The 22,854-nt window shown below is 62.8% G+C and carries 20 protein-coding genes; 8 read left to right on the top strand and 12 right to left on the bottom strand.

Annotated features, from left to right (window positions below; translation table 11 throughout):
• Nucleotides 1–7: 7 nt before the first annotated feature.
• Together OIM99_RS13080 and OIM99_RS13075 are read right to left on the bottom strand one after the other, a co-directional pair.
• On the bottom strand, nt 8–850 hold the full coding sequence (locus OIM99_RS13080) for a tetratricopeptide repeat protein (RefSeq protein WP_311850855.1): 843 nt from the start codon (nt 848–850) through the stop codon (nt 8–10).
• A 438-nt stretch (nt 851–1,288) separates the two neighbouring features.
• Nucleotides 1,289–2,215 carry a LysR substrate-binding domain-containing protein gene (locus tag OIM99_RS13075; RefSeq protein WP_311850854.1) on the bottom strand — a complete coding sequence of 309 codons (927 nt, stop codon included), beginning with the start codon at nt 2,213–2,215 and terminating at the stop codon, nt 1,289–1,291.
• A 93-nt stretch (nt 2,216–2,308) separates the two neighbouring features.
• Between OIM99_RS13075 and OIM99_RS13070 the strand changes: the two genes are divergently transcribed.
• The 3 genes from OIM99_RS13070 to OIM99_RS13060 all read left to right on the top strand — a co-directional run bounded on the left by OIM99_RS13070 (nt 2,309) and on the right by OIM99_RS13060 (nt 6,268).
• Nucleotides 2,309–3,814, top strand: a complete 1,506-nt coding sequence (locus OIM99_RS13070) for an MFS transporter (RefSeq protein WP_311850853.1) — start codon at nt 2,309–2,311, stop codon at nt 3,812–3,814.
• 236 nt (nt 3,815–4,050) lie between these two features.
• A complete protein-coding gene (locus tag OIM99_RS13065; RefSeq protein WP_311850852.1) occupies nt 4,051–5,337 on the top strand; it encodes an Nramp family divalent metal transporter in 1,287 nt (428 codons plus the stop codon).
• 76 nt (nt 5,338–5,413) lie between these two features.
• On the top strand, nt 5,414–6,268 hold the full coding sequence (locus OIM99_RS13060) for a hypothetical protein (protein WP_311850851.1): 855 nt from the start codon (nt 5,414–5,416) through the stop codon (nt 6,266–6,268).
• Here the strand turns inward: OIM99_RS13060 and pgeF are convergent.
• Genes pgeF through lgt form a run of 3 tightly spaced genes read right to left on the bottom strand, consistent with a single transcriptional unit; the run spans nt 6,265 to nt 8,995 of the window.
• Nucleotides 6,265–7,041 (bottom strand): peptidoglycan editing factor PgeF, encoded by a 777-nt coding sequence (pgeF, locus tag OIM99_RS13055; RefSeq protein ID WP_311850850.1) that lies wholly within the window; start codon nt 7,039–7,041, stop codon nt 6,265–6,267. The genes OIM99_RS13060 and pgeF overlap by 4 nt on opposite strands.
• Complete coding sequence (locus OIM99_RS13050) at nt 7,038–8,150, bottom strand: SAM-dependent methyltransferase (protein WP_311850849.1); 1,113 nt, start codon at nt 8,148–8,150, stop codon at nt 7,038–7,040. Before OIM99_RS13050 ends, pgeF begins: the two co-directional genes overlap by 4 nt.
• Nucleotides 8,147–8,995 carry a prolipoprotein diacylglyceryl transferase gene (lgt, locus tag OIM99_RS13045; RefSeq protein WP_311850848.1) on the bottom strand — a complete coding sequence of 283 codons (849 nt, stop codon included), beginning with the start codon at nt 8,993–8,995 and terminating at the stop codon, nt 8,147–8,149. Before lgt ends, OIM99_RS13050 begins: the two co-directional genes overlap by 4 nt.
• A gap of 179 nt (nt 8,996–9,174) precedes the next feature.
• On the opposite strand from lgt, the gene OIM99_RS13040 reads away from it, so the two are divergent.
• Nucleotides 9,175–9,375, top strand: a complete 201-nt coding sequence (locus OIM99_RS13040) for a hypothetical protein (protein ID WP_311850847.1) — start codon at nt 9,175–9,177, stop codon at nt 9,373–9,375.
• 40 nt (nt 9,376–9,415) lie between these two features.
• Here OIM99_RS13040 and OIM99_RS13035 read toward each other — a convergent pair whose 3' ends face one another.
• The 5 genes from OIM99_RS13035 to OIM99_RS13015 form a co-directional block, all read right to left on the bottom strand.
• Nucleotides 9,416–10,108: a class I SAM-dependent methyltransferase gene (locus OIM99_RS13035; RefSeq protein ID WP_311850846.1), complete on the bottom strand. Its 693-nt coding sequence runs from the start codon at nt 10,106–10,108 to the stop codon at nt 9,416–9,418.
• An 80-nt stretch (nt 10,109–10,188) separates the two neighbouring features.
• Complete coding sequence (locus tag OIM99_RS13030) at nt 10,189–10,962, bottom strand: ABC transporter permease (protein ID WP_311850845.1); 774 nt, start codon at nt 10,960–10,962, stop codon at nt 10,189–10,191.
• Nucleotides 10,963–10,972: 10 nt separating this feature from the next.
• The gene (locus OIM99_RS13025; RefSeq protein ID WP_311850844.1) at nt 10,973–11,752 is read right to left on the bottom strand and encodes an ABC transporter ATP-binding protein; all 780 of its coding nucleotides are present in this window, start codon (nt 11,750–11,752) and stop codon (nt 10,973–10,975) included.
• Nucleotides 11,753–11,786: 34 nt separating this feature from the next.
• Nucleotides 11,787–12,803, bottom strand: a complete 1,017-nt coding sequence (locus OIM99_RS13020; RefSeq protein WP_311850843.1) for an ABC transporter substrate-binding protein — start codon at nt 12,801–12,803, stop codon at nt 11,787–11,789.
• A 218-nt stretch (nt 12,804–13,021) separates the two neighbouring features.
• Entirely contained in the window at nt 13,022–13,522 is a 501-nt protein-coding gene (locus OIM99_RS13015; protein ID WP_311850842.1) for a CinA family protein, read from the bottom strand.
• A gap of 221 nt (nt 13,523–13,743) precedes the next feature.
• On the opposite strand from OIM99_RS13015, the gene OIM99_RS13010 reads away from it, so the two are divergent.
• Complete coding sequence (locus OIM99_RS13010; RefSeq protein WP_311850841.1) at nt 13,744–17,190, top strand: autotransporter domain-containing protein; 3,447 nt, start codon at nt 13,744–13,746, stop codon at nt 17,188–17,190.
• Nucleotides 17,191–17,239: 49 nt separating this feature from the next.
• On the opposite strand, the gene OIM99_RS13005 is transcribed toward OIM99_RS13010, so the two are convergent.
• Together OIM99_RS13005 and OIM99_RS13000 are read right to left on the bottom strand one after the other, a co-directional pair.
• Nucleotides 17,240–17,653 carry a hypothetical protein gene (locus tag OIM99_RS13005; protein WP_311850840.1) on the bottom strand — a complete coding sequence of 138 codons (414 nt, stop codon included), beginning with the start codon at nt 17,651–17,653 and terminating at the stop codon, nt 17,240–17,242.
• Between the two features lie 42 nt (nt 17,654–17,695).
• On the bottom strand, nt 17,696–18,055 hold the full coding sequence (locus OIM99_RS13000; protein ID WP_311850839.1) for a nuclear transport factor 2 family protein: 360 nt from the start codon (nt 18,053–18,055) through the stop codon (nt 17,696–17,698).
• 131 nt (nt 18,056–18,186) lie between these two features.
• On the opposite strand from OIM99_RS13000, the gene OIM99_RS12995 reads away from it, so the two are divergent.
• From OIM99_RS12995 to OIM99_RS12985, 3 genes are all read left to right on the top strand, one after another.
• Nucleotides 18,187–19,014 (top strand): helix-turn-helix transcriptional regulator, encoded by an 828-nt coding sequence (locus OIM99_RS12995; protein WP_311850838.1) that lies wholly within the window; start codon nt 18,187–18,189, stop codon nt 19,012–19,014.
• A 133-nt stretch (nt 19,015–19,147) separates the two neighbouring features.
• A complete protein-coding gene (locus OIM99_RS12990) occupies nt 19,148–19,852 on the top strand; it encodes a LuxR family transcriptional regulator (protein WP_311850837.1) in 705 nt (234 codons plus the stop codon).
• Between the two features lie 130 nt (nt 19,853–19,982).
• A complete protein-coding gene (locus OIM99_RS12985; protein ID WP_311850836.1) occupies nt 19,983–22,658 on the top strand; it encodes an autotransporter domain-containing protein in 2,676 nt (891 codons plus the stop codon).
• Nucleotides 22,659–22,854: the final 196 nt, after the last annotated feature.

The following is a 22,854-nucleotide window of genomic DNA, read 5'->3' as shown; positions in this document are numbered from 1 at the left end:
GCGCTTTTTAACGGGAGCGCTTGGCGAGCTGGCGGCTCAGCTCGATATGCGCCGCCTGTTTGTCGAAGTCATCGGCGGTGCGAATCGCGGTGTCGTAGAGATCGACGATCCAGCGGTTCTCCGGCCGGTCGCCCGCCGCTTCGCGCGCCAGGGTCAGATACATGAGGCCGCGATGGCGCTGGCGCGGCAGGCCGTTGAGGCCCTGGAAGAGCATGTTGCCCAGCAACGCCTGCGCTTCCATGTGGTTCTTTTCGGCGGCGTTGCTGAGCCAACGGGTCGCCTGGCGCGGATCGGCCGGGATGCCGTCGCCGTCGAGATACATGCGCGCCAGATTGTACTGGGCGTTGGCGTCGCTGAAATTGGTGGCGGCGTAATGGAAAAGCTGGAAGGCGCGGCGCGGATTGCGCTTCAACGTCTGCAAGCCATGCAGATTGTAATTGCCGACCGAGACGAAGGCGCTCGAGACGAACGGAATCTCGCGCGGGTCGGAAGCGTCCTCGTCGTAGGAGGCGACGATCTGCGAGAAATATTGGAAGGCCTTGATGTCGTCGTGGGGCACGCCGTCGCCAGCCGCGTACATCTGGCCGAGCTTCCATTGCGCCATCGACTGACCGCCTTCGGCAGCATAACGCAGCGCGCGTACGGAGGCGTCGAAATTGCCGGCGCGATAGCCAGCAAGACCTTCGCGCAGCGCCGCCATCGGATCCTTGAACACCGGCAGAGCGGCGGTGGCCGAGCCCGGCGGCGTCGGTTCGGAATCGAGCGCACGAGCCGGCGTAATGACGACCGACGCGCCAAGCAGCGCGATGCTGCAATAGAAACGGATGGAGTGGTGAGCCGGAAAAGCCATCATGGCAGATCCCCGCAAACGTTGACCCAACCCCAGCCCATCGCAATGAAATGAGAACGGCGCGACACAAAGGCCGATCCTTCGCGGGTCGATCCCTCGCGCCCGGACCGAATAGGAAACTCCGTCTTGCTGAACCCACACGCGTCCATCAACGCTGTCCCAATTCCAATTGATCTATCGCCACGCGATTCCGCGCCGAATGAGTGTTTCATTGCCTTGACGATGCGATCAACTACCGCTCTCACTGCACCCTACTGATTAGCGAGCGGTTTATGGCACAAACGGGGCATAGATCAGGGCGTTTCGCGTCGTAATCTGAATCATTTTCAGGCTGTTGCACGGACGCAACAGGGATGCTGCGATCCGAAAGGGTTCCTTCACCTTAGATTTCGCATTGCCGCGAAACATGCGCCGGTGGCGCGACATCTTTCCAAACAATTAGGAAACATGCGTTTTCGCCAACAGGGGCGTGAGCCGCGCCGCCAGAAAGTCGGACAAGGCCCGTACGGCCGGCAGTTGCCCGCGCCGATGGGGCGTCAAAAGGGTCAGCGTTGGGCCGCCTGGATGCCAGCCCTCCAGCAAGCGAACGAGCTGGCCGCTGGCGAGCGCCCCGGCACACATGCGCGCCGGCAAGGAGGCGATGCCGAGCCCAGCGATGGCGGCATTCAAGAGGGTCGCCGGATCGTTGGAGACAAAGCGCCAGCACGGCATGGCGGCAGCATCCTCGAATGACCGCCCCTGATCATCGTAGAATCGCCAGGGCAGCGCCTTGGTCTTCAAGGCGAACCAGATGCCCAGATGTCCGCCCAGCTCCGCCGGAGAGTTGGGCCGTGGCCGGCCTTCTAGATAGGACGGCGCACAGACCAGATGGTTGAACGAGACGCCAAGCCGCCGCTGCACCTGGCTTGAATCCGGCAAGGGCCCGTAGTGCGTACGTAAGGCCAAGTCGAAGCCATCCTCGATGACATCGACGAGACGATCGGTGGCATCAAGCTCCAGAAACACTTTTGGATGGGCGACGGCGAATTCCGGCAGCAGATCGGTCAATAGGGTTTGGGCTTCCAGGACAGACGCGGTGAACCGTACCAGGCCCGCTGGCTCATGCAGCCGGCCCTGGATCAACGCCTCCGCCGTCTCGGCCTCGACCAGCATGGCCTGGGCGCGCTCGTAAAGCTCACGGCCGATCTCGGTCAAGGCAAACTGACGGGCATGGCGCTGGAACAGGCGCAGGCCGAGCCGGGTCTCGAAGTCGCCGATGCGCTTGGCCAAGGTCGACTTCGGCATGGCGAGGGCCCGCCCCGCAGCAGCGAATCCGCCGTGATCGGCCACTTGCACGAATAATCTGAGATCGTTGAGGTCAAGCATCGCATCGTCCAATTTTTAGGACATAAGGTTCTATTACTGCCAGCTTCTGTCCTTTCGTCCAAGTTTTACATGCGAGGGCGAAAGGACCACCCCATGCCCCAAAGTTTTTCTGGAAGAAGCCTGACGGCGCTCGTCGCCGTCTGTTTCGGCTCATTCATGTTCGGCCTTGAGATTTCGGCCGTGCCCGCCGCCCTGCCCGGCATCGAAAACGCCTTGCAGACGTCGTTTACGGACATGCAATGGATCATGAACGCCTACACCATCGCCGTGAACACCATGCTGATGGCGGCGGGCACCCTGGCGGACCGCTTCGGCCGGCGGCGCCTGTTCATCATCGGCACGGCCTTGTTCGGGCTGACCTCGCTGGTCTGCGGCTTTGCCCCCGACACCGCCACCCTCATCATCGGCCGCGCCCTGCAAGGCATGAGCGGCAGCACGATGCTGATCGCCACCTTGGCCGTGATCTCGCATCAGTTCGAAAATGCGCGTGAGCGTGGCATCGCTTTCAGCGTCTGGGGCGTCATCGCCGGCGCCGGCATCGGCTTTGGCCCGATGGTCGGATCGCTCTTGGTGGAGTTCACCAATTGGCGTTGGGTGTTTTTGGTCAACGGTCCTGTCGCCATCGTCTCCATCGCGCTGGCTTATGCCACCGTGAAGGAATCGCGCGATCCCGACGCTGGGCGGCTCGATCTCGCCGGCATCGTGACACTGTCTCTCGCGGTCTTCGGTCTCGCCTTCTACATCACGCAAGGCGCCAGCCTCGGCTTTGGCAGCCTTACGGCGCTGGCCATTCTCGCTGGTGCGGTGTTGGCTTTCGCGCTCTTCCTGTATGTCGAAACCACAGTCGAGCGGCCGATGGTGGACTTTTCGGTCTTCCGCATTCGCGCCTTTTCCGGCGCGCTGTTTGGCTGCATGGGCATGAACTTCGCCTTCTGGCCGTTCATGATCTATCTGCCGCTCTATTTTAACTACGGCCTCGGCTATAGCGCTGTCGCTTCCGGTCTGGCGCTCCTGGCCTATACGCTGCCGACCTTGATCTTCCCGCCGATCGGCGAATGGCTGGCGCTGCGCTATCGGGCGGCGCGCGTCATTCCCGCCGCGCTGGCGATCATCGGGCTTGGCTTCCTGATCATGTTCCTCGGCCTCAAGACCAATGCCGCGCTGGTCCTCTTCGGCGCGGCGATCGCCGGCGCCGGACTTGGCAGCGTCAATACGCCGGTGACCAACACCACCACGGGCTCGGTTTCGCGCGAACGCGCCGGCATGGCCTCGGGCATCGATCTGTCGGCGCGCATGATCACGCTTGCCATCAATATCGCCGTCATGGGGCTCATCCTCACCGAGGGCACGCTTGCTTCCCTGCGCGACAAGCTCGGCGGCGCGTTGACGGGCGCACCCTTGCGCGCCCTCGCCGAAGAGGTGGCCGCCGGAAAGCTGCATGGCGGCACCCTGCCCGCCGCCGGTCTGCAAGCCGCTCTCATCGACGGTTTCGGCTGGGTGATGCTTTATGGCGTGCTGGGCGCCTTCGCCATGGCGAGCCTGAGCCTGCTGGCTTTCGGTGCCCGGCCGAAGACGCAGTGCGCCCAAGCGGAAGCCTGATCCGTTCCATCCCTCGAAATGGCAGATGCCGGCCCCGCCGCGCGTCTGCCATTTGCTGTTCCATATACAAGAACCGCCGCAGCCGGTGGTGAAACTTTTTGCCACCCCTAGACTTTCAAGCCTTGCGCCCTATTTGTAGCCTATGCTACATATCGAACGACACTAATTTGAGGGTTTCTGGGTTTATGTCTTCGGCAGAAAGTTTTGGACCGGGCGCTGGCCCGCAGCGCTTTGGAATGCGCCCGTCCCTCCCAGAATCCCACGGCAGCGTCGCGGTATCGGGTTCCGCTATCAGGCGGTTCATTGCCTTCCTTGGCCCGGGCTATCTGGTCGCCACCGGCTATATGGACCCCGGCAATTGGGCGACGGCCTTGGCGGGCGGTTCGCAATTCGGCACCGCTTTGCTGTTCATCGCGGTCCTCTCCAGCTTGATGGCCATCGTTTTGCAGGCGCTCTCGGCCCGCCTCGCCATCGGCACGGGCATGGACCTCGCCCAGGCCTGCCGCCAGCGCTTCCCCCGCTCCGTTTCCTTCGTGCTCTGGCTGATCGCGGAAGCGGCCATCGTCGCGACCGACCTTGCCGAAGTGATCGGCACGGCCATCGGCCTGCAATTGCTGTTCGGCATTCCGCTGGCCATCGGCGTGATCCTGACGGCCCTCGACGTCTTCCTCGTGCTGGCGCTGCAAAATCTCGGCTTCCGCAAACTCGAAGCTTTCGTCATCGCGCTTTTGATCATCATCGCACTGGCGTTCGCCGGCCAGCTCATCCTGGCGCAGCCCTCCATGGCAGCCATCGCCAAAGGCCTGATCCCGACCGTCGATATCGCCACCAATCCGGAAATGCTCTACATCGCGCTCGGCATTCTCGGCGCGACCGTCATGCCGCACAATCTCTATCTGCACTCCGGCGTGGTGCTGACCCGGCAGATCGGGCCGACGGTTCCTGAAAAGCGCGAAGCGATCAAATTCGCCGTATGGGATTCGACCATCGCGCTCGCCTTCGCGCTGTTGATCAACGGCTCGATCCTGATCCTCGCCGCCGCCACCTTCTATACGCGCGGACATCATGAAGTGGCCGAGTTGCAAGACGCGCATCGGCTGATCACGCCGCTGCTCGGCACGGTGCTCGCCGCGCATCTGTTCGGCATCGCCTTGCTGGCATGCGGCCTCAATTCGACCGTGACCGCAACGCTCGCCGGTCAGATCGTCATGGAAGGCTTCATCCAGTTCAAGGTGAGCCCGGTGGTGCGACGGCTCATCACGCGCGGTCTGGCTCTGATCCCAGCGGCTTTCGTTACGATCTGGGCCGGCGAAGCCTTGACTGGCAAGCTGCTTGTGCTGAGCCAGGTCATTCTCAGTCTGGCCCTGCCCTTCGCCGTGGTACCGCTCGTGTGGTTCACCGCCTCGCGCCGCATGCTGGGCGATCTCGTCGCACCGCGCGCGCTGTCCTTTGTCGCTTTCGCGATCGCGGCGCTCATCCTCGCCCTTAATTTCAAACTCCTGTTCGATGCCGTGACGGGCTAACCGCCACAGCTTCCTTCCCTACCAACGATCCGCTCTGCCGGCTCCTGCCGGTGGCACGGGAAAGACGTGCCTATCGATGCGTTCACTTCGCGCAGCCTTGCTTTCCAGCCTTTGCCTCGGCCCGCTGCCGGTTGCAGCCGCCGACATCGACAGCGAACATATGTTCGGCTTTACCGAAGGCAGCGACTTCGGCGGCAAGGACGAATTGGAGATCGAATATTCGGCCTTCGGCCGCTTGGGCCGGGCACGCGGCCGCTATTCCGCACTCTCCGGCGGCATCTCGGCGAAATATTCGGTGACGGATGATTTCCGCATCGCGCCCGGTTTCTTCATCGCCCGCCACGACATCTCCGGCGTTCCAGGCCTGCCCAATCGCGGCGCCATCGCGCCTGAAGGCGCGGAACTCGAATTCAAATACAGGCTGTGGCGCCGCGACGAACATGGCTTCGGTCTCACAATTGGCGTCAAGCCAACCTTCGCGCGCATCGATGGTATAGCGGGGCTGCGATCCAGCGAATTCGTCACATCCTTCTTCGCCCGCTTCGACAAGGAGATCGTGCCCGACACGATGCTGGTGGCTTTGAACGTCGATTATGAAACCGGCTTTGGCCGCACGCCGGGCATGACAATCTGGAATCGCGTATCGGCGCTCAGCCTATCCGCTGGCACAAGCCTGCGGATCGTCGGCCGGCTCTTCATGGGCGGCGAAGCGCGTTACGTGCGGACCACTGATGGCAGCTTCCTCAATCGCTTTTCAGGCCACGCCCTCTTCATCGGCCCAAACCTGTTCTATAAACCAACCGACCATTCCTTCATTTCGGCGGTGTGGAACCGGCAGGTGACTGGCCGCGCCGATGGATCGCCGGGACGTTTCGATCTCGACAATTTCGAGCGTAACGAAATGCGGATCGTCTATGGCGTGGCGTTTTAGTTGAGAGCGATCGCCGCGATCAGCCGGCCATAGTCATTCTCGCCGCGATGGGTGGTGCGGCGATAGGAGTAAAAGCGCTCTTCGTCCGCATAGGTGTCGAGGGCGAGATTCTCGAACGCGCCAACGTGGGCCTTGTCGAGCTGGGCGCCGATGAAGGCCGGCAGATCGAACATCGCATGATCTGCGCGCGGCGACGGCACAAAGAAACGTTCGTTGCCGGCGTCCGCAGCGCGAAAGCGCGCGACGAATTCCGGCCCGACTTCATAGGACGCCTGCGCGATCGTCGGCCCCAGCACGACGCTGACATTGGCGCGTTTCGCGCCGAGCTCTTCCATACGCTGCAAGGTCGCTTCGATCACGCCGTCGAAAGCCCCCTTCCAGCCAGCATGGGCAGCACCAATAACCCCGGCCCGTGCGTCGGCAAACAGAAGGATGCCGCAGTCAGCACCCGTCACGCCGAGCCCCAGGCCTGTCGTCGCGGTGGCGACACCATCGCAACGCGGCCGCTCCGCCTCGCTCCACGACGCGGCGATGGCCACCGCATCGGCGGAATGAATTTGATACGGCACCATGAAGCGATCGGCCGTTATCCCAAGCGTGTCAGCCATGCGGCGCTTGTTTTCGGCGACCGCCGCCGCATCGTCGCGCGATCCGGCGCCGCCATTCAGCGACGCATAGACGCCGGTGCTGACGCCGCCCTGGCGGGTGAAGAAAGCGTGGGAAACGCCCGCCGCCTCCAAAAGGCGCGAGCGGATGACGGGCAGCGCGCTCATTTCGATGGGCTCTGCAAGCCGGGCGGCTGCGGCATGTCGGGATGAGTGATCGCCATCACTTTGAACAGCGCGCCCATGCCCGGCACCATGGCGCCGCCGGCGCCGCGCTCGGGCGCGGTGGAGACGAGACGCAGCAGCGCCCGATCGACCTCGATCGCCTGACGCGGCGTCGCCTGACGCTTGAGGCCGTTGGCACGCTCGAAAATCCCGAGCTTCGACAGGAAATCCGCCTGCCGTTGCGGGCCATAGACCGACGCGCCCATGGCACGCGCGGTGCGCGCCAAAGCGGCGAAATCGACATGGGCGGTGAGATCGGCCTCGCCCGGCTCATCGAGCGGCGACACCGGCTCATGACTTTTCAGCGCTTGCAGGGTTTCGCCGAACTGGGTTTCGACATGGCCATAATCGATGATCAAAGCGGCGCCGCGATCGGTCGCGACGCGCTTGGCGAGTTCGGCCATGACACGATGGCTCAGCCCTGAGACTTCGAGTACGGCGTTTTCATCGGCGCGGGCGCGGATCGAGGTTTCGGGATCATCGGCCAAGCCGTAGTAAAGTGCGTCGTTCTCATCGAGGCCGATGACCTTCTCGTACCAGGCGCCTTCCTGAAAGACGTAGTGGCGCACCGGCAGCGCATCGAAGAATTCGTTGGCCAGAAAGATCGACGGCCCATAGGGCACCGTATCGAGGGATTGGTGCCAGGAGATCTTGAACTCCGATCCGGCCAAAATCTCGCGCTGCTGCGCTTCGAGAACCGGACTGGTCTCGATCAAATGGACCGTCAGCGCCTTGGCGAAATTGCCGGCAACCTGCAGAGCGCGCAGCGCGTCCGACATCAACGTGCCGCGACCGGGGCCGAGCTCGACAAGCTGGATCTGCTTCGGCGATCCCATCAGCGCCCAGACTTCGGCGGCCCACAGGCCAAGCAGTTCGCCAAACATCTGCGAAATCTCCGGCGCAGTGGTGAAGTCACCATCGACGCCAAAGGGATCGCGGGTCATGTAGTAACCGTGTTCGGGATCGCCGAGCGCGATCGCCATGAACCGTTCGAGGGAAACGGTCTCGCCATTACGGATCAGCCGGCGGATGTGCTCGCCCAACGGCGTCATCCTTCTCCCCCTGCCTTACCCTCTGCCGCCACGGGTTCGATGACCCGGCGGGCGCGTGCGATCAGCCAGATGCCAATCAGCACCAGCGGGATCGACAGGAGCATGCCCATCGTCGCATTTCCAAACAGAAATCCGAGCTGCGGATCGGGCTCGCGGAAGAATTCACAGAAAATACGCGCCAGACCATAGCCGATGCCGAAAACGCCGGTGAGAAAGCCCGGCCGCTGGAAGCCGCCACGACGGACGAAGACATAGAGAATCAGCAGGAGCAGCAGCCCCTCGAGCCCCGCCTCATAGAGCTGGCTCGGATGGCGGGGCAGCGGCCCAGCATCGGGGAAAACCATGGCCCAAGGCACGTCGGTCGGCCGGCCCCACAATTCCGGCTTGATGAAATTGGCGATGCGGCCGAACAACAGGCCAATCGGCACGACGGTGGCGCAGAGATCGCAGACCGACAGCACGCCGAGCTTATAGCGCCGGGCGAACAGCCAGATCGCCAAGGCGGCCCCTGCGAGACCGCCGTGGAACGACATGCCGCCCTTCCACAGCGCGAAAATCTCTTGCGGCTCGGCCATATAGTGCTCGACATTATAGAAGAGCACATAGCCAAGGCGGCCGCCGAGAATGACGCCGAAGGCGCAATAGACCAGAAGGTCATCGAGCGATGCCACCGTGGGACGCGGCACCGCCCCCCAATGAGCCGGCTGCGCCACCAGGCGGCGGGCATAGAACCAGCCGCCGATCAGACCGAAGATATAGGCCAGCGCGTACCAGCGGATCGCGAACGGGCCGACCTCGACGAGGACCGGGTCGATAACGGGAAAGGCGATGACAGGCGCAAACATGGGTTCCTGCCTAACCGCTGCTCGCAAAAGGGGCAAGCGGTGAGAAAGCGACCGAATTGCGGCGGAGCGGCGGGCCGGCGCAGGGACGGACAGACCTGCGGAACCAGTTGCTTGCGATAGCCATTATACGGTCGCTGTCATGCGGCTGTGTGATGGCGGGGTAAGTCCGGAGTTGCTGCATGAACATCAGCCATGACCAGGCCATCGAAATCTACGCCAAGATGCTGAATTATCGATGGGGCGAGACGGCTCCGGCGATCGCGCGCGAACAGGCCGAGCGGTTTCTACGCCTCGGCGATCAAGGTGGGCACAACGTCTGGATGCAGGTCGCGGCCAGATCGACGACCCTTCCCGTCACGAAACAGGACGATAAAGATTAGCGCACGTTAGAGTTCGTCGCTGTTCGCCAACGATCCCCCGTCAGACCGGGCGCGCCAGAAACAACATTCGGCCCTGATTGTGCCCGATGTTGCGCACCGCTCGTTCGGCTGAGAATCCGTGGCCGCGCAAGAGTTCGATCATCGCCGTTTCGCTGTAGCGCGTGAGGCCCAGTTGCTCGCGCAGCTTGCGGTAGTCGGAAAACACCGTCTTGACGATCCCCTTCAATGCCGCGGTGAGAAAGCCGCCGTGGGCGGCGAAGCCGAGCAGCGCCCAGGTATCGGACAGAGCATTGGCATCTTGCGGGATGACATCGCCCAACGCCAGAACGCCGCTCGGTTTCAACTTCGCGCGCGCCAGATCCAGCAGAGCGACGAGTTCATCGTGCGAGAGATATTGCAGCACCGAATTGACGACGACGAGATCGAGCGTGCCGGGTTCGAGCGCGGCCAGCGCGGTTTCGTCGAGAACGGCGATCTTCGGTTCGTTCCTGACCCGTTGCGCCACCGCAGCGCGCACGGTCGGCGCCGTGTCGAACAGATAGAGTTTCGCGCAGGCGCGCGCCAGATCGGCCGCCGTCCATGCTTCGCCGCAGCCATAGTCGAGCACGACGGCCTGTGGCGAGGGAAACAGTTTGACGATGTCGCGGGCGATCAGGTCGAAATGCAGCCGACGGTGCTGTTCGCTGACATAGATTGGATGCGGCCCATCCCAATATTCGCGCCAAGAGGTCATTGCGGCCTTTCCGTTCGCCCCATACCGCCCCTTCCTACAGGCGCGGCATGGCGAGGGGAAGGCCGGAACGCGACGGCGGCCTAAGCCGCCGCGCTGCCCTGGGCGCGGAAGGCCCAGCCGGTCATGCGCTGTTCGAGCCAGGCGGTCGCCGCATACATGAGGATGCCCTCGACGGCGAGCGCGATCAGACCGGCGAAGACCAGCGGCATCTGGAAGTTCGAGCCCGCCTGCGCCATCAGAAAGCCAATGCCGGCATTGGCGGCAATGGTCTCCGACACCACGGTGCCCACGAAAGCCAAAGTGATCGCCACCTTCAGCGAACCGAAGAAGTAAGGCATGGCCCTGGGAATGCCGACCTTGCGCATGACATCGAGCTTGGAGGCACCGAGCGCACGCAGCACATCCTCAAGCTCCGGCTCGATGGTCGCGAGCCCCGTGGCGACGTTCACGACAACGGGAAAGAACGAGATCAGGAAAGCCGTGAGGATCGCCGGGATTTCGCCGATGCCGAACCACAACACGAGGATGGGCACCACCGCGACTTTCGGGATCGAATTGAAACCGATCATCACCGGATAAAGGCCGCGATAGATGGTGCGCGACCAACCGACGACGAGGCCGAGGAACAGGCCAAAGCCGACGGCCAGCGCGAAGCCGGCCAAGGTCGTCCACAACGTGACGAAGGAATTGCGCAACAGCGGCGCCCAATAGCGCACGATCGCCGCCCAGATATCGCTTGGCGCCGGCAGGATGATGGTCGAGACGCCGAACAGCTTGCAGACCAGTTCCCAGATGGCGAACAGGCCGATGACGAAAATCCACGGCGCGAGGGTTTCGATTTTGGAGGAGTTCATGATGTCGCCCTCACCCTTTGCGTACCTGCGCAATCTGATTGCGCAGATCGTGGACGATATCGGTGAACGCCTTGTCGTAGCAGACTTCGAGATCGCGCGGACGCGAGAACGATACGTCGCGCGTTTCGATGATCCGGCCGGGGCGCGCGCTCATCACATGCACCGTATCGGCGAGGAAGACCGCTTCACGCAGATCGTGGGTGACCAGCACCACGGTGAACTTAAGTCGCTGCCAGACATCGCGCAGCACGCACCACAGCTCCTCTCGCGTGAACGCGTCGAGCGCGGCGAAAGGTTCGTCGAGCATCAACAAGGCCGGCTCATGAATAAGAGACCGGCAGAGCGACGCACGTTGCTGCATGCCGCCGGACAGTTCCCATGGGAAACGATCGCCGAAGCCTTTCAGGCCGACGGTGGCGAGCAAATCTTCCACCTTGGCGACGTATTCGGCGCGGTTCGAGCGGAACTTGCCGCGATAGGGTTCGACGATCTCAAGCGGCAACAAAATATTGTCGGTGACGGTGCGCCACGGCAAAAGATTGGCGTTCTGAAACGCCATGCCCGCCATTTTGACCGGCCCCGTCACCGGCGCGCCGTCGACCGCGACGAGACCCGTCGTCGGCTTCACCAGGCCGGTGACGAGTTTCATCAAGGTCGACTTGCCACAGCCCGACGGGCCGACGACCGCGGCGAATTCGCCGCGACCGACGTTGATCGTCGTGCCTTCGAGCGCCAGAACGGGCCCCGTGCGCCCGGCATAGGCGAGCGACACATCTTTCAGAGAAATCACACCAACCTCCGAGCCTTGTCTCCGGTCATACGGCTCAGAGCTTGCGTTCGCTCGCCGGCGGCAGGAAGTCGTTGCTGAAAATGTCGGCGGCCGTCGGGCGGTTCTTGAACTCATAGGTGTCGGCGATCTGATCGATCGACTTGGTGAGACGTTCCATGTCGACACCACCGACGCCGTTGGCCTGCACCCACGGCGTAATCATGTTGTCGCGCAGCGACATCTTCAAACGCGCCAGTTCGATGGCGAGATCGCCGGTCTCGTTGCGCTTCATCACCGACTTGATCGCCTCTTCAGGATTCTTCGCGGTGTCGATGACGCCCTTGATCGTCGCGCGCACGAAGCCCTGCACCACTTTCGGATTAGCCTTGGCGAAATCCGGATTGACCATGATGGCATTGCCGTAAAGGACCAGGCCGTGATCGGACATCAGCATGACCGAAATGTCGTCAGGCTTGATGTTGTTCTGCATCAGATTGAAGAAGGACGAGAAGGAGAAGCCGGCGATGAAATCCACCTTGCCCTGCGCCAGCATCGGCTCACGCACGGGAAAGCCGACATTCTCGATCTTCACTTTCGAATCGTCGAACTTGTTCTCCTTCACGAAGGCTTTCCACTGAGCGAAGGCTCCATCGGCAGCTGGTGCTCCAAAAATTTTACCTTCGAGATCCTTCGGCGTCTTGATGCCGGTCTTCTTCAGGCTGACGAGGGAAAACGGCGGACGGTCATAAACCATCATCACCGCCGTCACCTTCTGGTCCGGCTGCTGGTCGCGGAATTTCACCAGCGAGTTGATGTCGAAGAAGCCGAGCGGATATGTGCCGGCGGCGACGCGCGCGATGCCCTGCACTGAGCCCGGACCGGTGTCGACGGTGACGTCGAGCCCTTCGGCCTTGTAGTAGCCCTTGTCGATCGCAACGAAGTAAGGGGCCGACGGGCCCTCGAACTTCCAATCGAGCGCAAATTTGACTGCTGTCTGAGCAGTTGCGCCATAGGTGCTGCACGAAATGACGGCAATAGCTGCGAAAGCTGCCTTGAAACTAAGCTTTGTCATTCCCCGTTCCCCTTCCAACTGCCTCTCGAATAAGCGGAGGCTGAAACATCGTGAGGAATTACGCAAGCGATGTGCCAATCCGGCCAAGGCGATCCCAAATTTTTTCGTTAGCCGACAGATCCAGGCAGCATCGCCCGCCGTAGGGGAACTGGAAGCGACCGGCATTTCTTAAGCACCAAACCGTATTGCGCCCCGTCTGGTTTCCAGACGGGGCTTTTTCATGCGCTCACCAAGGCCATTTCCAACAGGTCGAGCGCGGCCACGCCGAAGGCAAACATATTGGCCTGACGCTCTTCGCTGCCGGTTTCGACCGTCGTGGACAGGGTCATCGGCCCCGAAATGGCGAGACAACAGTGACCGGAAGCATCGCCATAGCGATTGCCGCCGGGCCCGGTCGCGCCGCTCTCGGCCAAGCTCCACGTCGTCGCGAAACGTTCGCGCACAGTCTGCGCCAGCAACGCGGCATAGGGTTCGGTGGATGCCCGCATACCATCAGGCAGATCGCCAATGCCAAGCTGCAGCAGTCGCGCCTTCTGGGTGTAGACGACGAGACCACCGAGAAAATACGCCGAGGCACCGGGGATCGACAGCAAAGCCGCCGCGATGAGCCCGCCGGCCGAGGATTCGGCGATAACGATGGTCTCGCCGCGCGTTTTCAAAAGCGCCGCGATCCGCTCCGCCCGCGCCGTCATGTCGGAAAAATCCATAGTGTCCGCCATCCCGCCCTCCCCGCTTGGCCCTAAAACCACCTCAGCTCTTTATGGCAGAAGCTCGGCCGCTGGGGAAACGGGCCGACGGCCTCCCAAGTCAAAAAAGATCGCTGGGGCAAACAGATAAGCTTGCGATTCATGTTGGCCGGGTGAAGCGATCAAGATACGGTTGTTAAAATTTAAGAAATCATGGCCCGGGGGCTGGCCATGACGTTCAGGGCTGGGGCTCAATGTTCGGATCACGCAAAGCAACGCTCGGCGCCGCGCCGGTGCGGCACGATTCTTGGCGCAACGACTCTTGGCGCAACAATGTGTCGTTGGCGGCGCTGGTCATGGCGATGGGGCTTGGTGTTACGCTGCCGCCCGCCTCAGCGCAGCAGGGCGGCGCGACAATAGTCATAAGCGTACCCCCGTCTTTCTTGGTACTGCCCGTGCCGCAGCCGCAGGGCGGCGACGGCGGAGACTTTTATACCGGCATTGGCGGCTTGGGAGGCACGGCAGGCCAGCCGGGCGCTGACGGAGGGGCTGCGACCTCCTCCGGCTACGGTGGCTCAGGCGGCGGTGGCGGCGGCAGCGGTTTGCTTGTCGGAAGCAAACCCTCCGGCGGTGCGGGCGGCAGCGGCTACAACGGTGGCACGGGCGGCGCAGCCGAACAGAGCGGCCAGGATGTCTCCGGGGCCGGTCAAGGCGGCGGCGGTGGTGGTGGCGGCAATGGTGGTGCGCCCATTGACGTCCTGTCCGCTGGCGCGACTTCCATCTCAGGCGTGTTTTTCAGCGCCGGTGGCGGCAATGGCGGCAATGGTGGCAGCGCCACCGGTAGCGCCTCCGATGGTGGCAGCGGCGGCGGCGGTGGCGCCGGCGGCCATAACGCGATTTTCGGCGGGGCGGGCTCGTACACCGTCAACGTTATCAGCACGACCACCATCAACGGCGGCAACGGCGGCGCCGGCGGCAATGGCGGCGATGGCAACGCGACGGTTGCCGGCTCTGTTGGCGGCGATGGCGGCAGCGGTGGCCGCGGCGGCAACGCCCTCCTGATCACCGCGCCCGGTGTCACCTTGAATAACGACGGCATCCTCACGGGCGGCAATGGTGGCGCTGGAGGAACGGGCGGAACCGGAGCCTCTCAAAATGGCTATGACGGCCAGGCCGGCAGAGGCGGTGCTGGCGTCGTCGGTGGCGATCTCACCATCATCAACAACGGCACCATCGCCGGCGGTATGGACGGCGATGGCATGCGTCAGGCGAACGCCATCACCTTCACCGGCGGCGCCAACCGGCTGACCATCGGCACGACAGGCGATTTCAGCGGCAATATCGCCATCCGAGGCAACGGATCGCTGACGTTGGATCAATCGGCTAACGACGCGGCGATCTACAGCGACATCACCGGCAGCGGCTCGGTGGAAAAGGTTGGCACGGCCACCGTTTTGCTCGCCGGCATCAACACGTATACGGGCGGCACGACCGTCACGCAGGGCACGCTCGACCTCGATGGTCCGCAACCGCTCGGCACCGGAACGGTGACGATGAACGGCGGCACGCTGCGGGTGGCCACCCTTGGCTGTGGGTGTGGTGGCATCGTCGGCCTGTTGAACGACATCGCCATCAATACCGCTGGCGGCACGTTCGATGCCGCCTCCGGCATCATGTTTTTCCTTGGCAACATCACCGACGGCAATGGTCCCGGCGGCATGCTGACGATCACGGCCGCCGGCGGCGGCACGGGCTTCGTCGTCTTCGCCGGCAACAGCACCTACAGCGGCCCAACCTATATTACCGCCGACGGCGTATTGCTGGCCGGATCGCCCACGGCCCTGTCGCCGAACTCTCACTTTATCGTCGACGGCATTCTCGACATGGGTGGCTTTGATGCCACTATCGCCGGGCTGTCGGGCGCCAGCACCGGCGAGGTCGGCAGTAGCGGCTTCGGCGCCCCTGTGACGCTGTCCCTCGACCTGAAGAGCGGCACCAGCACCTACAACGGCATCATTCTCAACGGCGGCCCCGACCCCGTGTCCGTGGTCAAGAGCGGCGCCGGCAAACAAGTGCTCGCCGGCATCAACACCTATACGGGCAGCACGACGGTCAACGCCGGCATTCTCGCCATCGACGGCTCCATCGCCTCGTCATCGGAAGTGATCGTGAATTCCGGCGGCACGCTTTCTGGCAATGGCATCGTCAGCACCACCACCATCAATGCCGGCGGCACCTTGGCGCCGGGCAATTCCATCGGCACGCTCACCGTGCAAGGCGATCTCACCTTCAAGCCCGGCTCGTTTTATCAGGTCGAGGTCTCGCCGTCTGGCGCCGATCGCGTCAACGTCACCGGTATCGCCACTTTGAATGGCGCGACCTTGTCGGCGATCTACGAGCCCGGCGCTTATGTGAGCAAGCGCTACATCGTGCTTAATGCTGCCGGCGGCGTGAACGGCACGTTCTCGGGGCCGGTCAACACCAACCTGCCCGCCAATTTCTCGGCGGCTTTGAATTACGACCCCAACAACGCTTATCTCGATCTGACCCTGAGCTATGTACCGCCGCAACCGCCAAATTTCGGCACGGGACTGAACATCAATCAGACTAATGTCGCCAATGCGCTGGTGAATTCGTTCAACACCGCTGGCGGCATTCCCCTGGTCTTCGGCGCACTCGGGCCGACGGGGCTCACGCAGGCTTCGGGTGAATCCGCCACGGGCGTGCAGCAGAGCACGTTCAACGTCATGGATCGCTTCCTCAACCTGATGACCGATCCCTATGCCAACGGCCGCACCACGGCGATGGTGCCGATGTCCTATGCGCCGTTGCCCAAGGGCACCCCGCCCTTGATGGTCACGCAACAGACGCGCTGGAGCGTCTGGGCTGCCGGCTACGGCGGCACGCAAACAACGCGCGGCAATAGCTTCGTCGGATCCAACACCTACACCGGCGGCATCTACGGTTTCGCCGCCGGCGCCGATTATCGCGTTTCGCCCGATACGATCGTCGGCTTCGCGCTCGGTGGCGCCGGCACCAGCTATCACCTCGCCAATGGATTGGGCAGCGGTTCGTCCAATGTCTTCCAGGCCGGTCTTTATGGTCGCCAGACTTTCGGCGCCGCCTATGTGGCTGGATCGCTCGCTTATGGTTGGCAAGACGTGACCACCGATCGGCGCGTCATGTTCGATCAACTGCGCGCGCGCTTCACCGCCAATGCGTTCGCCGGTCGTCTCGAAGGCGGCTATCGCTTCGGCACATCCTTCGGCGGATTGACGCCCTATGCGGCCGCGCAGTTCACCAATGTCGCGCTGCCGAACTATAGCGAGCAGGCGATCACCGGCCCTGGCCTCTTCGCTTTGAATTATGCCTCGAAGAGCGTCACCACTTGGCGCACGGAACTGGGCCTGCGCGGCGACACGGCGATTGATATGGGTGATGCGACCCTATGGCTGCGCGGTCGCCTGGCCTGGGCACATAATTACAACCCGAACAGCTCGCTCTCGGCCTCCTTCCTCAACCTCCCCGCCTCCAGCTTCGTGGTGAACGGCGCCGCGCAGGCGCGGAACGCCGCGCTCGTCTCGGCCGGCGCGGAGATGAAGTGGCAGAGTGGCTGGTCGATCGCGGCGACCTTCGAGGGAGAATTCTCCGGCCGCAGCAACAGCTACGCTGGCAAGGGCTCCGTTCGCTATCAGTGGTAACGCAAGAAGCCGGGCCCATGGCCCGGCTTCTTCATCTTGTCAGCCTTGATCAGGCAGCGCGCTGGGCCGGGCGACGGACGGCGATCATTTCCAGTTCGGCGAGAATGGCGACCGCTACCGCCTGAACGATGACCACCGCCGTCCCTAAGGCATTGGGTGCCAGCCAGCCCGTCGCGAGCGAAACGACGCTTTCGACCGTCCATAGGACGTTGATGCCGATAATCGTCCAGACGGCCCAGACCGGCACCGTATTGCGGCTGGCCGTCCAAAGAACCAGGGCGGCGAAGGGCAAAAGGATCGCGCCGGCCCCGCGCAGCACAGCTGGATCGATGGCTGTCAGGCTCGTCAGAACTTGCGCGCCGAGCAACATCGCCGCGCCGGAAACGAGGGAGACGGCCCCGTCGAGCACGAGGATACGACGCAGGAAGGCTTCGGTGCGAATGATGGAAACAAGGTTCGACATGATGAATTTCCTTTCTGATTGAATCGGTTGCGGAATGATTTTTCAGTGACGGACGAAGTCGAAGAAGCCGATGACGGCGTTGACCTTGCCTGATGCATCGAGGGTGGCGACATCGGTGCCCTTGACGACGGCGCCGTCGCCGGCGGCCAGCTCCCAGGTGAAGCGCAGGCGGTTGTTGTAGCCATCGGCCTCACCGAGGCGCTTGAAGTTGTGGCCAGGGAAGCGCTCCTGCACCTGGCCGATCATCGCCGCGATGCTGGCCAGCCCCTCGCTCTGCATCACCGGATCGACGAAGCTGGCATCGGCGGTGAAGATGCCGGCGAGTGCCGCTTCTCGCTTGGCGGCATCGCGTTCGTTCCAGCTGGCGAGATAGCGGTCGGCGATCTGGTTGAAATCGGTCATTTTGGTCTCCTGCGTTGCGAACCGGCCGGGTTGGCCTCGTTCGTTGACCCGACAATCGGCGCAGGAAGGCGGCGGGTCGATTACCTGCCAGGTAATGGGATTACGATTTGTTCGGCGCTAGAGTGCAGGGCATGAACACGAACTCCGCCTCATCCACTTCCGCCCCTGCTCCCGTTACCTTCGGCGATCATCTGCGCCTGTGGCGCCAGCGCCGCCGCCTGAGCCAGCTCGACCTCGCCAACGAGGCCGAAATCTCGACCCGCCATCTGAGCTTCGTCGAGACTGGCCGCTCCAAACCATCGCGCGAGATGGTGCTTGCCTTGGCGCATCGGCTCGACGTGCCGCTGCGCGAGACCAATGTGATGCTCGCCGCCGCCGGTTTCGCGCCGATGTTCAGCGAGCGCGCCCTCGACGATCCGCAGCTCGCCGCCGCGCGACAAGTGATCGACCAGGTGCTGAAGGCTCACGAACCCTACCCCGCCTTGGCGGTCGATCGCCGCTGGGATCTCGTGGCCATGAATGGCGCCGTTGCGCCTTTCATGGAGGGCATCGCGCCGTTCCTGCTGACGCCGCCGATCAATGTATTGCGCCTTAGCCTGCATCCGGAAGGACTGGCGCAACGCATCCTCAACCTGCAGGAATGGCGGGCCCACGTTTTCATCCGCGTCTCGCGTCAGATCGACATCGCCGCCGACGCCGGGCTCATCGATCTTCTGGAAGAATTGCGCAGTTATCCTGCGCCTCGGCGACAGCCGCCGCGCATCGAAGACGGACCGGTGATCGCCACGCCGCTGCGGTTGGCCTCTCCCGCGGGAGAATTGTCCTTCATCAGCACTATGACCGTCTTCGGTTCGCCATTGGAGATCACTCTGTCGGAGCTGGCGATCGAAGCTTTCTTTCCCGCTGACGCGCGGACGGCGCAGGTGCTGGCGCAAGCGCAGACGTCGGCTGCCTCCTAGACCAAACGTGTGCGCTTCATCTCACCCATTGCACTCCGCCAAGCTCTCCGTACGATGCCTCGCGTCTGTCGATCCGGTGACACGATCACCATGATAGGAAGACGTCACGCCATCCACGGAGAGCTGTTCTGCGATGATTGGGCAATTTGCTGCGGCACTCGAAACATGCGCTTCGATGGACGAGGTCAAGGTTCTCTTCAAAGAACGTATCGCTGAATATGGCTATAACGCCAGCGCCTGCGGCGCGTTCCTGCCGACGGACAAAGGGCCGGAGACCCACTTTTTCTTCCAGGATTGGCCACCAAGCTGGATCGAGCTCTATGTGAGCCGAAACTTCGTCGCCGCCGACTATAGCGTCGCGGAAGCGCGCCGGCGCATCGCACCCTTCACCTGGCTGGAAGCCAAAGCCGAGCGCATCCTGTCGCGCGCCGAGCAGGACATTTGGGACACGGCCATAGCGTGGGGATGGACCGATGGACTCTCGGTCCCGATCCACGGGCCAGGCGGTTACTTCGGTCTCGTCGCGATGGCGGGCAAGGAGCAGCCGATGCCGCTGTCCCTACGCATGACGTTGCACCAGATCGCCTTTCTGACCCATGAGCGTTGCCGCGCACTGATCGGCCTGGCTCCCGTCGCCGATCCGCAAGCCGTGCCTACGCATCGCGAGTTGGAGTGCATTCGCTGGGTTGCCGCCGGAAAAACCGATCTGGAAATCGCCGCCATCATGAATCTCTCCCAGACGACGGTGAAAACCCATGTCGACCAGGTCCGCCGTAAGCTTGGGGCCAAGACGCGCTCGCAGGCGGTGGCGCGCCTCGTGTTGAGTGGACTGTCGTAACATGTGGCAAAACGGCAACGGATAGAATGCTTCTCGCGCCTCCTCCTCTTTTTAGAGGAGAGACGCCGCGCCCCGAACCCGCGATTTTCCCCCTGGACTGATTCTTATCGGTGATTTTGGGGGCGCGCGGATGCTGGCGAAGGCTGGACGGCATGACGATTGGTTTACGGGAAACAAGCTACGTACTCTTCTGCTGACAACCTCGGCCCTGCTGGCGGTGGCTCCCGTTCAAGCCGCCGATGTGGAAATCACCAGCAATACGCCGAGCGTCGATCTCGACATTTATTCCGGTAGCACGGCGCATATCGCCAGCGGAGTCACTGTGGGACCGAGCAGCCCTGCCCTTCGTGCTTCAACGCAAGCCTGGTCCGTCACCAACGATGGCACCATCACCGGTGGCAATACGGTTCAGCTCGATCAAGGCGGCACGTTTCTCAACACGAGCGGTGCCTCCGTCACGGGCACCGCGACCGGCCTGACATTCGGCTACAAACCCTTTGGCCTGCCGCCTGCCGGTGGACCCGGCACCTTGAACAATTACGGCACGATCACCGGCGGCGTCGAAGGCGTGACGTTGTGGCTTGGCGGAACCGTCAACAACTACTTTGGCGGGACGATCGAGACACTGAATGGCACAAACGCCGTCTCCATTGGGCAGGGAACATCGCGCACGCTGTTCAACGCCGGCACCATCCGGGCACCCAAGACGACCGGCTTCAGCACCGGCGTCCTGATCCAGGGCGGTCCCGCGACGTTCACCAACACCAGTACCGGCGTGATCTTCGGCGACTACAATGGCGTCTATGCGAGCGCCACGACGCCCTTCATCTCGTTCACCAATGCGGGCTCCATTACATCGAGACGCGGCCCGGCCGTCGAAGCGACCGCCGGCGGGACGTTCGTCAACAGCGGCACGATAAGCTCGACGAACACCGATGGCATCCTGATCCGCAACAATGTGAACGCGGAGATCACCAACAGCGGCACCATCAGTGGCGCGGTCAATGCCATCAATTTCTCCGCCGCCGGCGGCGCGGCGACGCCTGCCGTGCATACCCTGCGCCTGCAGACGGGTTCGGTGCTCAACGGCATTGTGCGGGGCGGCACCAATACCGACAACCTCATTCTGGAAGGCACTGGCGCGGAAAGCATCGCGAAATTCTTGAACTTCGACAATTTGACGATGAATGGTGGGGACTGGACCGTCAACGATGCTGGCACCTTCTCCACCGGCACGAACGTACAGACGGGCACGCTGCGCGTCGCGGGCAGTCTGACGACACCGACGCTCACGGTGCAAGCGGGCGGCACGCTCGCTGGAACCGGCCTCGTCATCGGCGCTGTCAACAACGGTGGCAATGTCCGCGTCGACAGTGGCGCCACGTTGACGATCAACGGCACCTACGCCCAACAAGCCGGCGCCTTCCTCGTCATCGGCGCGACACCTTCGGCGGCGGGCCTTTTATCCGTTTCCGGTACGGCCACGCTCAACGGCGGCGTGCAGGTGCTGGCGGGATCCGGCAACTATGCCCTGTCGACCCAATATACGATCCTCACGGCGACGGGCGGACGCACCGGCACATTTGACTCGGTCTCCTCGAACTTCGCCTTTCTTTCACCCTCGCTCAGCTATGACGCCAACAACGTCTATCTGACGCTCGTCCGCAACAGCATCGATTTCGCCGCTATCGGCGGCACGTTCAATCAACGCGCGGCCGGCGCGAGGGTCGAAAGCCTTGGCTGGGGCGGACCCGTTTATAACGCAGTCTTGATTCTCTCGGCGCCGCAGGCTCGCGCCGCCTTCGATCAGCTCTCCGGCGAAGTGCATGCCTCGGCCCAGAACGTGATCATCCAGGACAGTCGTTTCCTACGCGATGCCAGTATCGATCGGCTGCGCTCGGCCTTCGACAGTGTCGGCGCGTCCTATACACCCGTCATGTCCTATGCGCCGGGTGGTCCGGTGATGGTGCCGAGCCAGAGCGAACGGTTCGCCGTCTGGGGCCGCGCCTTTGGCGCCTGGGGAACGACCGCCAGCGACGGCAATGCGGCGCGCCTGCGTCACGACGTCGGCGGTGCCTTCGTCGGGGCCGACGGTCTGCTGGGTGACAATTGGCGCATCGGTCTGCTGACCGGCTACAGCCGTTCGACCTTCCGCGTGAACGACCGCTCCTCCTCGGGCGCCAGCGACAATTATCACTTGGGGATCTACGGCGGTTCGCAGTTTGGTGCCCTTGCCTTCCGTTCCGGCGCCAGCATGTCCTGGCATGACATCACCACCAGCCGTCTGGTCACCTTCCCCGGCTTCACCAACGGTCTGCAAGGCCGCCAGAAGGCACGCACCGCTCAAGTGTTCGGCGAAGTGGGTTATGGCATCCGCGTCGGCTCGCTCGGCTTCGAGCCCTTCGCCAACCTGGCCTATGTCAACCTGAGCACCGACGGCTTTAGTGAAACCGGCGGTCCTGCGGCTTTGAACGTGCGCGGCAAGAGCAGCGGCGTCACTTTCACGACGCTCGGCCTGCGGGCGTCGCAGCAGTTCAGCCTCGGGTCTATAAACCTGACGGCCCGTGGCACCATCGGCTGGCGCCACGCCTTCGGCGATGTGACGCCGATTTCGGTGGCGGCTTTCGCTGGCGGCACACCCTTCTCGGTCGCGGGTGTGCCGATCGCTCAAAATGCCGCTGTCGTCGAGGCCGGGCTCGATCTCAACCTGACGCCGCAAGCGACGCTTGGCATTTCCTACGGCGGCCAATTCGGCTCACGTCTCTACGATCAGAGCCTCAAGGGCAACTTCATGTGGAAGTTCTGACATAGACGCTCGCGGCTATGCCCTGAAAACAGGCAACGATCGCCGCGAGCGACATTTCATTGCTGAATGATTCTTCCGCGCTGTCACATGTTCGACACAGCATTTCAGCGGCCTCGCAAAAGCGGAGGAAGATCCAGAACTTGTCGCAATAGTGTCATGGCACGACTGATAGACCCCGCCGCACAAAAAGCAGTGG

The organism is Methylocella sp. CPCC 101449 (assembly GCF_031921685.1).
GTDB lineage: Bacteria > Pseudomonadota > Alphaproteobacteria > Rhizobiales > Beijerinckiaceae > Terripilifer.
Note: the sequence above shows the minus strand (reverse complement) of the source record. Positions and strands in the feature narration are given on the sequence as shown.